Genomic DNA, 14,446 nt, shown 5'->3' on the forward strand with positions numbered 1-14,446 from the left:
GCAACAACCGCGGCGGACGGCGGCTGGAGCCTGACGGTACCGGCAGCGGATCTGGCCGCGCTGGGTGAGGCGAACTACACCCTGAGCGCAACCGCGACGAACACCGTGGGGAACAGCGTCAGCAATACGGCGAACCTGCAGGTCGACACCGCGCTGCCRACCGTCAYCATCAACACCGTGGCCGGTGACAACGTCATCAATGCAGCGGAAGTGGCGGCAGGCCAGACGATCGGCGGGAAAGTGGTGAACGCGGAAGCGGGCAATACCGTCACCGTTACGATGGGCGGTAACAGCTGGACGGCGACGGTGCAGGATGACCTGACCTGGTCCGTCAACGTGCCTTCAGAGGTGCTGACAGCGCTGGGTAACGGCGGACTGAGCGTGACGGCCACCGTCACCAACGGRCACGGCAATACCGGTTCCGGCGARCGYGATATCWCCATYGAYGCMAGCCTGCCGGGCCTGCGTGTYGATACCGTGGCAGGYGACGATGTGATYAACAGCATYGAGCATGGTCAGAACCTGATTGTCAGCGGCTCCAGCGATGGGCTGGCAGCGGGGACCATGCTTACGGTAACGGTGAACGGCAAAACCTATGCGGCGTCCGTACTGGCGGACGGGACCTGGAACGCGGCTATTCCGGCGGCGGATGTAAGCGCGCTGCCGGCAGGAACGGTAACCGTTACCGTTGCAGGCCAAAGCACCACGGGCAATCCGGTGACCATCAGCCATGACGTCACTGTTGATCTGGCGACCGTCGCCATCAGCATTGATACCATTGCCGTTGACGATGTGATTAACGCGGCGGAGAAAGGGGCAGATCTGCTGCTTTCCGGCACCACCAGCAACGTGGAAGCCAACCAGACCGTCAGCATCACCTTTGGCGGCAAGCACTACACGGCCACCGTTGATGCCAGCGGTAACTGGACGGCGACGGTACCGTCTGCTGACCTGGCCGGTCTGAAAGACGGCGATGCCAGCGTACAGGTGAGCGTCACCAACGTGAACGGCAACAGCGCCTCAGCAGGGCGCGAATACAGCGTCGATGCGACCGCGCCTGCCGTGACGATTGATACGGTTGCCGGCGACAACGTGATCAACGCCAGCGAAGCATCTGCAGGTGTGGCCATCACCGGCACCACCACGGCAGAAGCGGGTCAGACGGTCACCGTAACGCTCGGCAATAAGCAGTACACTGCGCAGGTTCAGGCAGGCGGCACGTGGAGTGTGAATGTGCCCGGGGCCGACCTGACCGCGATGGCCGACAACGGCTACACCGTACAGGTTAGCGTGAGCGATGCGGCCGGTAACCCAGGCAGCGCGGATAAAGCCATTACCCTTGACACCACGCCACCGGTTATCAGCTTTAACGCGGTCGCCGTTGATGATGTGATCAACAGCGTGGAGCATGCGCAGGCGCAGATCGTCGGCGGTAGTGCAACCGGTGCAAACGTCGGCGACAGGCTGGTGATTACCGTCGGGTCTCATCAGTACACGACAACCGTGGATGCGAGCGGCAACTGGAGTGTGGGCGTACCGGCCAGCGTCATTTCCTCGCTGGCTGACGGCACCGCGACCCTCAGCGCAACCATTACCGACAGTGCGGGCAACAGCAGCACGAAGACCCATGATGTGGTAGTCAACACGGCCTCGGTGGCGCTGACCGTGAATACCATTGCCGGCGACGACGTGATCAACGCGGCAGAAGCAGGCTCCTCGCTGGTGATTAACGGCTCGAGCGCGCAGTTTGCCAGCGGGACGCAGGTCACGGTAACTCTGAACGGTAAAAGCTACACCGCCACCATTCAGAGCGACGGCTCCTGGACGACTACCGTGCCGGCTGCTGATGTGGGCGCACTGACCGATGGCGGACATTATCCTGTCTCCGTTGCTGCCCAGGACAGCGCGGGCAACAGCGCGTCGGCAACGCACAGCATCAGCGTGGATACCACCGCGCCGGTGATCGGCGTGAATACGCTCTCTGGCGACGACGTGTTAAATGCAGCAGAAGCACAGCAGCCGCTGACCGTGCACGGTTCTACCAGCGCGGAAGCCGGGCAGACCGTTACCGTAACGCTGGGGGGGAAAACCTACAGCGCAACGGTGGCGAACGATGGTACGTGGACGCTGGATGTGCCGGCCGCCGATCTGGCGGCCCTGAATCAAGGGGCGCTGACGCTGACCGCTTCAGTCAACGATAAAGCGGGTAACAGCGGACAGACCACTCACACCCTGACGGTGGATACCGTAGCGCCAACCGTAACCATCGGCACTGTGGCGGATGACGATATTGTCAATAACGCTGAGCAGCTGGCAGGCCAGACCATCAGCGGCACCACCACGGCGGAACAGGGCCAGACGGTGACGGTTTCCTTCAACGATCACAACTATCAGGCGACCGTGGGGGCGGACGGCTCGTGGTCGGTCTTTGTGCCAGGGCATGATTTCCTCGGCCTGAGCGACGGGAATTACACCCTAACGGCGACGGTGAACGATAAGGCCGGTAACCCGGGCAGCGCGACGCACGACGTGACGCTGAACGGTGATGTCCCGACCATAACTATCCACACCTTTGCGCAGGACGATATCGTCAGCGCCGCTGAACATGGTATCCCTCTGGTGGTCAGTGGTACCACCGACGCACCTGCGGGCCAGACGGTGACCATCACCCTGAACGGCAAAACCTACACCACAACCGTGCAGGCTGACGGTAGCTGGAACTACACCGTAGGCAGTGCAGACGTGACCGCGCTGGCAGACGGAGGATCGTATGTGATCCATGCCCAGGTGAGTAATACCATCGGTAACACTGCCAGCGACGATCACACCGTGACCGTGGATCTGACCGCGCCGTCAATGGGGATCAGTATCGACGCCCTGCAAAACGATACCGGGCTGAGCGCGAGTGATTTCATCACCAACGACAGCCAGATTATTGTTAACGGTTCATTGACCGCGCAGCTCGGCAATAACGAGAAAGCGCAGATCAGCGTGGACGGCGGGGCGAGCTGGATTGACCTGGCCGTCACGGGCACCACCTGGCGCTACACCGATGGCCGCACCCTGACGGACGGTACGTATCAGTACCAGGTCCGCGTGATTGATAACGCGGGTAACGTAGGGGCAACGGACAGCCAGAACGTGGTGGTGGATCTCACCGCACCTGCGGCGACGACCATTACGGTCGATTCCGTCAGTCAGGATACCGGTTTGTCTGGCAGCGACTTTATCACCAGCGATAACCAGATCAGCCTGAAAGGGACGCTCGGTGCGGCGCTGGGGAGTGGCGATCACGCGCAGATCAGCCTCGATGGCGGCGTAACCTGGACGGATGTCAGCGTCAGCGGACTGAGCTGGACCTGGGTTGATACCCGCACGCTGGCGGACGGCGATTATAACTATCAGCTTCGCGTGATTGACGATGCGGGCAATATCAGCGCCACCACCAGCCAGGTGGTTACCATTGATACCGTGGCACCCGATGCCAGTAAAACCATCGCCATTGACAGCATCAGCGATGACACCGGCCTGAGCAGCAGCGACTTTATCACCCATGATACCTCGCTGACGCTGCATGGCTCGCTCGGCGCGACGCTGGCTGACGGCGAATATGCGCAAATCAGCATCGACGGTGGCGTGACCTGGCAGAACGTGATTGTCACCGGCAACAGCTGGTACTACGTGGACGGCCGTACGTTGGGTAATGCCACCTATGACTATTATGTGCGCGTGGTGGATGCCGCAGGTAACGTGGGATCCAGTGCCCATCAGCAGGTGACTGTCGATACGGTCGCCCCGGATGCGGCGATTACGGTGACCGTGGATAACATCACCGTGGATACCGGCTTCGACAACAACGACTTCCTGACCAGTTCAACGTCATACACCCTGAACGGGACGCTGGGGGCGCAACCCGGTGCGGGCGAGTATGTTCAGGTCAGTATGGATGGCGGCACCACCTGGGTTAACGCGACGGTGAATGGCACACAGTGGAGCTATAACGACACGCGTACCCTGGCCGACGGTAGCTATAACTATCAGGTGCGGGTGGTCGATCTGGCCGGAAACGTCGGGGCAACCACGTCGCAGACGGTCACGGTTGATACCCACGCGCCTCAGTACGGCATCACCATTGACAGCATCAGTGAAGATACCGGGCAGTCCGGCACTGATTTCATCACCATGGACACCACGCTTACGCTCAACGGCTCGCTTGGCAGCGCGCTGGCCAATGATGAACGCGTGCAGATTAGCCTGGACGGCGGGAATACCTGGACAGATGCAACGGTAACCAACCAGCGCTGGAGCTACACCGATACCCGCGATCTGGCTGACGGTGATTACACCTATCAGGTGCGGATTATCGACCAGGCGGGCAACGTGGGCTCAACCTCATCGCAGGTGGTGACGGTGGATACCACGCCGCCAACCACCGTGGGCACCGTGGTGAGCTATACCGATGACGAAGGTGAGCGTCTGGGCTCCTTTGGCAGCGCGATGGCGACGGATGACAGCTCGCCGCTGATCAACGGAACGCTGAACCGCGCGCCGGATGACGGTGAGATTGTGCAGCTTTATCGTGACGGGATCCTGCTGGGCCAGGTCACGATGAACGGTAGCGCAAGCTGGTCCTTCCAGGATAACGGCCTGAGCGATGGCAATCATACGTATATCCTGCGGGTAACCGATAAAGCCGGTAACTATACGGAATCGGACGGGTTTGTACTGAACGTCGATACCAGTATCCCGACCACCACGGCGGCAATTACCGCGCAGACAACATCGGATACCACGCCGATTGTCAGCGGAACGGTCTCCGCGGATCTGGTGAACGGCGAGTACCTGGTGGTGAATGTGAACGGTAAAACCTACACCTCGCAGACGGGCGGCGCGGTGGTGGTCGACCCGGATCACAACACCTGGTATCTGCAGATCCCGGACAGCGATGCACTGAGCGTTGCCAGCTATAACGTAACGGCACAGGTGAAGAGCAGCGCGGGTAACGGCAATACCACCGGGACGGCGAGCGGCAGCCTGGTGATTGACACCACCACGGTGAATACCAGTTGGGCCACCACGGCGGGTAACAGCGAAAACTCGACCATGACCGTCGGCATGAACAGCAGCGGCCTGTGGAATATCATTGCTAACGGACAGTCCTATTCCAGCAGTGATGATTCAACCTACGCGGCGAACGCGCTGACCAATACGCGTGGCTTCCCTGCCGTAAGCCAGACCGCCGCCGATTTCGACCGTAACGGCACGCAGGACATCTTTGCGACTGAAACCACCTACGGCGGGTCTACACAGGTGATGTGGACCTACGATGGCAGCACTTACAACGCCAGCCAACTGGGTATGGGAACCACTATCTGGTACGGCGGTGTCATTGCCTACGATAAAACCGGTGACGGGTATCTGGACCTTGCGTATGGCGATGCCGGTGCGGACTCCATTACCTACCTTATTAACAACAAGGGGGTACTCACGCCGGATGGGAGCTATGGCGGCGCCGGATTCTGGGGACAATTCACCACCATGCGTGAAATCTCCGGCGTCGACCTGAATAACGACGGCACCGTGGATGTGGTTCAGCACACCAACCGCAGCGGCGCGTACTCGCTTACCGTGATTAACAACAACGGTAACGGGACGTTATCCCTCGGTCAGAACCTGACTAACGTGTTTGTGGCAAACGTGGCGAATACCACCACAGCGGCGTCGATGACGTGGGCGGATTTCAACGGCGATGGCTACATGGATCTGTACCTGGGCAGCAGCTACAACAACAACGGCGGGGTGATCTACTACAACGACGGTACCGGGAAACTGTCCACCACCAAGAGCGCGGTTGAGGCGTCTAACGCGTCAGCAGGGTATCTGTCGGTGGCGGTGGACTGGAACGCTGACGGCCAGATGGACATCATCAAGCTCAGTACCTACAGCGGATCACAGACCGCAACCCTGTTTACCAACAACGGTTACGGTTCAAGCTGGACAGCAAGTCAGCTGGCTTCCGGACTGGCGAACGTCACCGGTGTGGCCGCCGTGGATTACAACTGGGACGGCGCGCAGGATCTGCTGGTGTCGCAGCAGAACGGCAAAGTGGTGCTGGTGCAAAACAGCAAAACCGTTGCCGACGGCACGGCGATGCATCTGCACATTGTCGACAGTGAGGGTATCAACGCCTACTACGGTAATACGGTCAATCTGTATAACGCGGCGGGCGTACTGGTGGCCTCGCAGATCATCAACGCCCAGTCCGGTATCGGTTCGAACGATACCTCTGCACTGGTGAGTTTCTACGGTCTGGATCCGAATGAAACTTACTCGGCCGAGATCCTGAAAATCACCAATGGCGTGTCGGATAACGTCACCTGGAGCGGTCTGGAAGCTGGCAACGGTAAAGAGGGCTACGTCCTCACTGCCGAAGCAGCAACCGGGGGGCACAGCGGGACGCTTACCGGTACCGGGTATAACGACACCTTTATCGCCGAGGACGGCACGTATACCTATAACGGTTCCGGCGGCTGGACGACCCACTCGGATCACGACACCTGGAGCAACACCGGGGGGATGGACGTGGTGGACTACCGCAATGCGACGTCCGGCGTGACCGTCGACCTGCGTCTTTCTACCGCGCAGGACACCGGGTTTGGTACCTCACGCCTGCTGAACATTGAGGGCATTAACGGCTCGGACTTTGACGATGTCATTACCGGCAACAGCGGTAACAACCAGTTCGAAGGCCGTGGCGGTAACGACACGTTCAATATTGGCAGCGGCGGTCACGATACGCTGCTCTACACGTTGATCAACGCCTCCAATGCCACAGGCGGTAACGGCAGTGATGTGGTGAACGGCTTTACGGTAGGCACCTGGGAAGGCACGGCGGATACGGACCGTATTGACCTGCGCGACCTGCTTTCAGGCAGCGGCTACACCGGTACGGGCTCAGCGAGCTATGTGAACGGGGTCGCCACGCTGGACGGCAGTGCGGGGAATATCACCGATTACATCCGCGTGGTGCAAAACGGCAGCAATACCGAAATCCAGGTTGACCTGGACGGTAGCGGCGGCCAGTTCTCACCCACAACGCTGGTCACGCTGAACGGCGTGCAGACCGATCTGGCTACGCTGCTGGCAAATCATCAACTGTTAATTGCGTAAAACTATGCCGCGAGGAGCGATCCTCGCGGCCTTTTGCGTGGCTACAACGAAGAGCGATAAAAGATTTCACAACATTATGAAGACACATCCACAGTACGAACCCTGGTTGCAGGGCATGCTCATCATCGCGAAGCACTATCGGCTGGACTTCTCGGCAGAGCATGTTCGGGTCACGATTAACCATGAAAGCCAGTCTCCACGCCAGCTGGTGCTGGAAGAGATGGCACGCCAGCTTGGGTTAGGGATGCGTATGGTGGCGGCCGACGCGGTCTCCCTCGACCCGTGGCGTTTACCTCTGCTTGCGGAATTTACCGGCGGGCAAATCGCGGTCATTAACCGCATGGACAGCGAGGGCAACGTGAGCCTGCAGTTCAGCGGTGACGGCGGCCTGGAGACGACGCTGACGCGTGATGCGCTGTGCTCACGGTTGACAGGACTGTTGGTGCTGCGCCCGCTCGAGTCCACGCCGGATGCCCGGGTGGATGATTACATCAAACCGTATGAGAAAAACTGGTTCTGGCAGCTGGCCCTGAAGGACTGGCGACGCTACAGCGATATTATGCTGGTGGCGCTGGTCGCTAACGTCCTGGCCCTTTCCGGCATGGTCTTTTCCATGCAGGTGTATGACAGGGTGGTGCCCTCGCAATCGGAAGCCACGCTGTGGGTCCTGTTTGGCGGCGTGATGATCGCCATTGTTTTCGAATTCATCATGCGCATGCTGCGCGTGCACATTTCGGATGTGGTGGGTAAACGCGCCGACCTGCGTATTTCTGAACGCGTTTTTGCACACGCGCTGCGGATTAAAAACGGGGCCCGCTCTAAGTCAACCGGGTCGTTTATTGCCCAGATCCGCGAGCTGGAGTCGGTTCGTGAACTGATCACGTCCACCACCATTGCGGCCATCTCCGATCTGCCGTTCTTCCTGCTGTTTGTGTTCATTTTGTGGATGATTGGCGGACCGCTGGTACTGGTTGTCCTGCTTGCCGTGCCGCTGCTGCTTATCCCGGGCCTGCTGGTCCAGCGCCCGCTGGGCAAACTGTCCAGCGAAGGGATGCGCGAGTCCGCCATTCGTAACGCCACGCTGGTGGAAGCGGTTCAGGGCATTGAAGACATCAAGCTGATGCGCGCTGAACAGCGCTTCCAGAATCAGTGGAATAACACCAATGATGTTGCCGCTAACGTCGGCATGAAGCAGCGCTGGCTGACCGGGCTGTTGCTGACCTGGACGCAGGAGGTGCAGTCGATTGTGTATGCCGTGGTGCTGCTGGTGGGGTGTTATCTGGTTATCAGCGGGGACATGACCACCGGTGCGCTGGTGGGGACCTCTATTCTCGCGTCCCGGACCATCGCGCCGCTGTCGCAAATTTCAGGCGTGCTCTCCCGCTGGCAGTCGGCGAAAGTGGCGCGTAAAGGACTCGACGATCTGATGCAGCGCCCGATTGACGATCCTCAGCAGGGCAAGAAGGTGCACAAAGCCCATCTGCGGGGGGATTATGCGCTGGAAGAGGTGGGGTTCTGGTACGACGATGAAGAAAAACTCACCGTTCTGAACATCAGCAAACTGCAGATTCGCGCCGGTGAGCGGGTGGCGGTGCTCGGACGCAATGGCTCCGGCAAAAGCACGCTGCTGCAGCTGCTGGCAGGGATGCAGGAGCCTCAGCAGGGCAGCATTCTGCTGGATGATATCGCGTTGAACCATCTGGACCCGGCTGACGTGCGCCGTGACATGCAGCTGCTGAGCCAGCAGGCGCGGCTGTTCTTTGGCTCCGTGCGGGACAACATTCTGATGGGCAACCCGCTGGCCACCGACGATGAGATCCATCAGGCGCTGGTGAACAGTGGTGCGCTGGAGTTTGTCCGCAAACAGAAAATGGGGCTCAACTACATTATCAACGAAGGCGGCGCGGGCCTGTCCGGCGGGCAGCGTCAGGCGTTATTACTGGCTCGCGCCCTGATCACCTCTCCGAACATTTTGTTGCTGGATGAACCTACCGCCTGGCTTGACGAGATGAGTGAGAAGCAGTTTATCCAGCACCTTAAACCGTGGTTGGGCAAGCGCCGGACGCTGGTGGTCGCGACCCATCGTCTGCCTATTCTGGAACTGGTTGACCGTATCATCGTGCTGGAAAACGGTAAGGTGATCATGGATGGCCCGCGCGACGCCATTCTTCGCCAGCACGGTATGGCGCCGCAAAAAGCCTCACAGCGTACCGTGACCATGAAACCGACACCAGTAGCAGAGGAGGGCGTAGCATGACTGATTTCTCTCGCGTCAACAGCCGCCTGAAGGAGCCATGCTTGCCGCGGTCAACCTGGGTCGCCTGGTCGCTGTTCGCCCTGCTGGCGGTATTTATCACCTGGGCAAGCCTGTTCAGCCTTGATGAGGTCACCACCGGTAGCGGCAAGGTGATCCCCTCTTCGCACGAGCAGGTGATCCAGTCCCTTGAGGGGGGCATTATTCACAGTTTGCTGGTGCGTGAAGGCGACATCGTTGAGCGTGGTCAGCAGCTGGCACAGCTTGACCGGACGAAAACCGAATCAAGCGTGCTGGAGAGTGAATCGCGCCTGAATGCCGCGCTGGCAACCGCCTCGCGTCTGAAGGCCGAAGTGAACGACACGGCACTGGCTTTTCCGGCAGAGTTGGATGATGACGTTGAACTGGTCAAACAGGAAACGGCGCTGTATCAGTCTCGTCGCGAAAGTCTTGAGAAAGGGCTGGCAGGGTTACGGCAGGGGGCCGAACTGGTGCAGCGTGAGCTGTCGCTGACCCGTCCGCTGGTGACGCAGGGGGCAGCCAGTAAGGTGGAGGTGTTACGTCTTGAGCGTCAAAAAAATGAGCTTGAGAACAAAATCACCGAGATGAAAAACCAGTATTACGTTCGCGCCCGTGAAGAGCTGGCGAAAGCGAACGCGGAGATTGAAGCGCAACGTTCGGTGATGAAAGGGCGTGAAGATTCGCTGACGAGACTGACCTTCAATGCGCCGGTGCGCGGGATCGTTAAGGATATCGACGTGACAACCGTGGGAGGGGTGATTCCGCCAAACGGCAAGCTGATGAGCCTGGTTCCGCTTGATGACCAGATGGTGATTGAAGCGAAAATCTCGCCGCGCGATGTCGCCTTTATTCATCCGGGACAAAAAGCGCTGGTGAAAGTGACCGCCTATGACTACTCCATTTACGGTGGGCTGGAGGGCGAGGTGACCATGATTTCGCCGGATACGCTTCAGGATGAGGTGAAAAGGGATGTGTATTACTATCGGGTCTATATCCGCACTGACAGTAACCATCTGACCAATAAACAAGGCAAAACCTTCCCGGTGTTTCCGGGGATGATTGCGACCGTTGATATTAAAACAGGCAGTAAAACGATTCTGGATTATCTGTTGAAACCGCTTAATAAGGCGAAAGAAGCACTGCGGGAACGGTAAACAAAGGGCGTTCGGGAAACCGAACGCCAGAAACATTATACCGTCGACGTTATGTTAACAACGTGGCGTCGTTCTTTAGGAACAACGTTGATATAGTGAGTCACATAGGCGAAGTATAATCCGGCATAGTTTTCGACCAGTTCTATAAACGCCGGGTAAATCGACATCTGGCCATCACCCTGATCTTTAAGATAACCCGCCTCTTGCGCCGATTTGATAATACGGTTGACGTGGATCCGTGAAACAAAAAATTCTTTAGCCAGTAAGTTGGCTGAATAGGGTATTACTGCGCCATGTGCGGTTTTATTTTTTATGGCCTGCAGGTAAAGATATAACATTATCATCCGCCCTCCGTCTTTATCAATAAACAATCCCACTTCAGGCAAAACCTTCCTGAACGTTAATCCCCTGAAAAGGTATTCCGCTGCGCGACGGAAAAAGTTATTTCGCAGGATGTCGTTATCCAGCAGATTAACGTTGATATTAAACTTTGGGAAAAGAATACTTACCGGCAAAAATGCGCCGGACATGTAGCGTTTAAGTTCATTAAGTCCCTTTTCAGTCGGTGCGATTCTCGTTTTGCGTCTGTCTTCACTGCAGCGCCAGGTCTTGATGCGCCCGGTGGTTCTGAGCAAGGTGATGATCGCAATCACACTGTTGGGGCTGGCAATTTTATAACGGGAGCATAATTCTTTAATTTCTGATACTGACTCAGCCTGATTTCCAAAGATAAAACAACACATGGAAAGAATAATGTTGAACCGTGATTCCTGAAGCATCGTTTTGTAGAACAAAGGTTGTTTTTTGTAGATGGCGTCATTAATGGTGTAGTGCTCTGTTATTGCCTCACTGAATCGCGGATTGTTTTTAATGACATCCCTTCGATGTAGCAAGGCCCTGGATGAGATATGATTATCCATAGCGTTTGTCTCTTATATGAATGAGCCGATAGATGAAGTATCCAGTCTTCTTTCGGATTTTTCATTATACCTTGAGATTGACATATTTACCGTTATTATTTGATGCGAATTTTATATTTATACTGCATATGGATACAGGCGGTGATTAACACAAAGATGTTCTCGTGAGTCACGTTGATAACGGTTTCTTAACCTGATGGTGTACTGTAAAATTATTATCAACAACAGGGTTTTTTTATATTTTGTTACATTCACAAATGGGATATGTGTTTTTGTGCCCAGGAGCAGGTTATGACCCAAAATATTTCTTTCAGAAATGCTGCTTTTTATGAGCAAAAATTTGTCATCTCAACCTGCCATTTCACATTTCAGGGGTACAGTCTGTTACTCAAACAGTACGGTATAGACGCTTCGCACGTTCGTTTTGAGGGGGATGAACCTTCCCGGCAGGATCTGGAAAATATCCTTAGCAGTCAAAACGCTCAAATCTCGGTGTTTCTCGGCAAAGGTGTGGTCTCTCTGCTGGAGAGCCTGAAGCGACTCGCTTGCGTGCTAAATAAACTTCCTGTTATTCGAAAGGTAACCCTGTACGGGGAAATGCCGGATGGCTGGCTGTATCGAACGCTGGGGAATCTGTTAAATAATACTTTCCAGCTTTCATTGATTCGTATAGCCAGCGTGTCTGATGTTATGACCTGTTTTCGTATGCATAATGACGTATTTAAGGATAACTCACGTTCATTGCGTGACCAATACTGGGGGGTGTCTTATCAGGAAAACGTAAAAGGTTTAACCGAAAGAGAGGTAAGTGTTTTATTAAATTTTTATCGCGGAATGTCAGTAAAAGAGCAGTGTGAAAAAATGGGGCTGTCTAATAAAACGGTTTATACCCATCGTAAGGAAGGGGTGAAAAAATTACACCAGATCCGACGCTGGCTGAAAGATCCGCATGCCTTAAGAATGGAAGGAAGCACGGAACGGTTAACGCAAAAAGAAAGTCTCTCTGCCAAAGAGACGTCGGTTTATAATGCATTGCTAAAAAGAGAAATATTCCCTGCATATCAGATCATAACCGATCGTTATAAGAAAGGGGTGGGGTTTGAGATACTCATTCGCTGGAATAATAATGGTAAAATTATCAAGCCAGTTAATTTTCTTACTGATATTTCAAGCCAGGAAATATGGCTAAAAATTACTGCGCTAGTGATTCATGCTGCGGTGTCAGGTATTAATAAATATAACGGTAAATATTATTTTTCCGTCAATATCCCCCCGCGACTTGCCTCGGGTAATGCACTTCCCGACATGGCCAAAAAGGCTGTGGCGATGCTGCTCAATCCGCAGTGGGCCGACAAACTGGTCTTTGAATTTGCGGAAGATATTGATGTGACCAAGGATAGGACGATCCCAGAAACCATGCGGCGTTTACGCAATACCGGGTGCCGGCTGTTTCTCGATGACTGCTTTTCCAACCATCAAACCATGTTCCCGGTAAGGCAGGTGCATTTTGATGGATTAAAGCTTGACCGGGATATCGTCGAGCATTTTGTGGCGAATGACAACGATTATAATCTTATTAAAGCGATACAGATATACAGCGATATGACCGGCACGGATTGTATTGCTGAAGGGGTGGATAGCGAAGAGAAGTTTGAGAAGTTAGTCGCCCTTGGGGTTAAAAGTTTTCAGGGCTATTATCTGTCGCGGGCGGTGAAAGAAGACGAATTAGATCGCATGGTCAGACTGTTTAGCTAAAGCGAAAAAATAAAGCCCCGAAGGGCCTTTATTTATTTTCGACCCAGTAACAGGCCGAGAACAATACCTACCGCCCCCGCAGCAATTAAACCCGTCAGGGGATTGTTTCTCACCGCTTCAGTGACATCGGAAACGGCGTCGCTGGCCTGTGCGGCATATTTCTTGGCAGCACCTTTAACCTGATGCTTAGGGGAGTCAACGAAATCGCCAAACTGCTGCTGGGCTGAGCCTGCCAGTTCATCGAGTTTATTTTTCGCTTTGTCTTCTGCAAACTGTGTATTTTTATCAGTATTGAAATCAGTCATTTTTGCCTCCTTGTGTTGATAGTATAAGGATAGCCTCTCTTTTGCGTTTTAAGGGACGCAGGGCGGAAATTGGCACAAAATCCTCCTGTTTTCGGATATATCTCTATGCCATAAACCCTTTATTTCTCATTCTCATCCTGACCGTAATACAGTTTCCCAATCCGGATAAGCGGGCGGCCCTGAGACTTGCGGTGCAGGTTACTGTCCCTGAGCGAATACACGCACCCGCAATATTCCTGCTGGTAAAACTGTTCCCGCTTGCTTATCTCAATCATGCGCGAGGAACCGCCCTGTTTGCGCCAGTTATAGTCCCAGTAGACCATCCCCGGATAGCGCGCTGCCGCACGCTGGCCGCAGTCATTTATCTGCTGCATATTCTTCCAGCGGGAGATCCCTAATGAACTACTGATGACGCGAAAACCATTTTCTGCCGCATACAACGCCGTGCGTTCGAAACGCATATCGAAGCACATGGTGCAGCGGATGCCGCGCTCGGGTTCCCATTCCATGCCCTTAGCGCGTTCAAACCAGTTATCGGTGTCGTAATCGGCATCGACAAACGGCACGCCGTGTTTTTCCGCAAAGCGAATATTCTCCTCCTTACGGATGAGGTATTCCTTTTGTGGATGAATATTGGGGTTATAGAAAAATATGGTGTAATCAATTCCCGAGGCCTGGATGGCCTCCATCACTTCTCCCGAGCAGGGGGCGCAGCAGGAGTGCAGCAGCAGTTTGTCGGCACCGTCTGGCAGGGTAAGTTGAGGGCGGATAAAGGGGGTTGTACTCATCGTATCAACTCTATGTGAATGAAATTTATTGAATTGTAGTCCCGTAACCGAAGAAAGTGAACGTTCAGGGCAAACCCCA

General features: G+C 55.3%; 7 protein-coding genes. 4 read left to right on the top strand and 3 right to left on the bottom strand.

What is annotated here, in order from left to right; genetic code table 11:
* From JTA15_RS06160 to JTA15_RS06170, 3 genes are all read left to right on the top strand, one after another.
* A partial coding sequence (locus tag JTA15_RS06160) for an Ig-like domain-containing protein (RefSeq protein ID WP_219372980.1) occupies positions 1–7,170 on the top strand: 7,170 nt, incomplete at its 5' end.
* 76 nt (positions 7,171–7,246) lie between these two features.
* Positions 7,247–9,427, top strand: a complete 2,181-nt coding sequence (locus JTA15_RS06165) for a type I secretion system permease/ATPase (protein ID WP_047744624.1) — start codon at positions 7,247–7,249, stop codon at positions 9,425–9,427.
* A complete protein-coding gene (locus JTA15_RS06170) occupies positions 9,424–10,599 on the top strand; it encodes an HlyD family type I secretion periplasmic adaptor subunit (RefSeq protein WP_219372981.1) in 1,176 nt (391 codons plus the stop codon). The genes JTA15_RS06165 and JTA15_RS06170 overlap by 4 nt, the downstream gene beginning before the upstream one ends.
* Positions 10,600–10,634: 35 nt before the next feature.
* Here JTA15_RS06170 and JTA15_RS06175 read toward each other — a convergent pair whose 3' ends face one another.
* On the bottom strand, positions 10,635–11,519 hold the full coding sequence (locus JTA15_RS06175) for a MarR family transcriptional regulator (protein WP_196355607.1): 885 nt from the start codon (positions 11,517–11,519) through the stop codon (positions 10,635–10,637).
* 291 nt (positions 11,520–11,810) lie between these two features.
* Between JTA15_RS06175 and JTA15_RS06180 the strand changes: the two genes are divergently transcribed.
* The gene (locus JTA15_RS06180) at positions 11,811–13,274 is read left to right on the top strand and encodes an EAL domain-containing protein (protein WP_196355606.1); all 1,464 of its coding nucleotides are present in this window, start codon (positions 11,811–11,813) and stop codon (positions 13,272–13,274) included.
* 32 nt (positions 13,275–13,306) lie between these two features.
* Here the strand turns inward: JTA15_RS06180 and JTA15_RS06185 are convergent, their stop codons facing one another.
* Together JTA15_RS06185 and JTA15_RS06190 are read right to left on the bottom strand one after the other, a co-directional pair.
* Positions 13,307–13,579: a YqjD family protein gene (locus tag JTA15_RS06185; protein WP_014169987.1), complete on the bottom strand. Its 273-nt coding sequence runs from the start codon at positions 13,577–13,579 to the stop codon at positions 13,307–13,309.
* A 119-nt stretch (positions 13,580–13,698) separates the two neighbouring features.
* A complete protein-coding gene (locus tag JTA15_RS06190; RefSeq protein WP_020884202.1) occupies positions 13,699–14,367 on the bottom strand; it encodes an epoxyqueuosine reductase QueH in 669 nt (222 codons plus the stop codon).
* Positions 14,368–14,446 lie beyond the last annotated feature (79 nt).

Origin of the sequence: Enterobacter sp. BIDMC 29, assembly GCF_019378755.1 — a bacterium.
GTDB classification, from domain to species: Bacteria; Pseudomonadota; Gammaproteobacteria; order Enterobacterales; family Enterobacteriaceae; genus Enterobacter; species Enterobacter ludwigii.

What these genes read in the sequence shown, in the direction of transcription:
- JTA15_RS06165 (WP_047744624.1), top strand. Translation starts at nt 7,247, where the DNA reads ATGAAGACACATCCACAGTACGAACCCTGGTTGCAGGGCATGCTCATC.
- JTA15_RS06170 (WP_219372981.1), top strand. Translation starts at nt 9,424, where the DNA reads ATGACTGATTTCTCTCGCGTCAACAGCCGCCTGAAGGAGCCATGCTTG.
- JTA15_RS06175 (WP_196355607.1), bottom strand. Translation starts at nt 11,519, where the DNA reads ATGGATAATCATATCTCATCCAGGGCCTTGCTACATCGAAGGGATGTC.
- JTA15_RS06180 (WP_196355606.1), top strand. Translation starts at nt 11,811, where the DNA reads ATGACCCAAAATATTTCTTTCAGAAATGCTGCTTTTTATGAGCAAAAA.
- JTA15_RS06185 (WP_014169987.1), bottom strand. Translation starts at nt 13,579, where the DNA reads ATGACTGATTTCAATACTGATAAAAATACACAGTTTGCAGAAGACAAA.
- JTA15_RS06190 (WP_020884202.1), bottom strand. Translation starts at nt 14,367, where the DNA reads ATGAGTACAACCCCCTTTATCCGCCCTCAACTTACCCTGCCAGACGGT.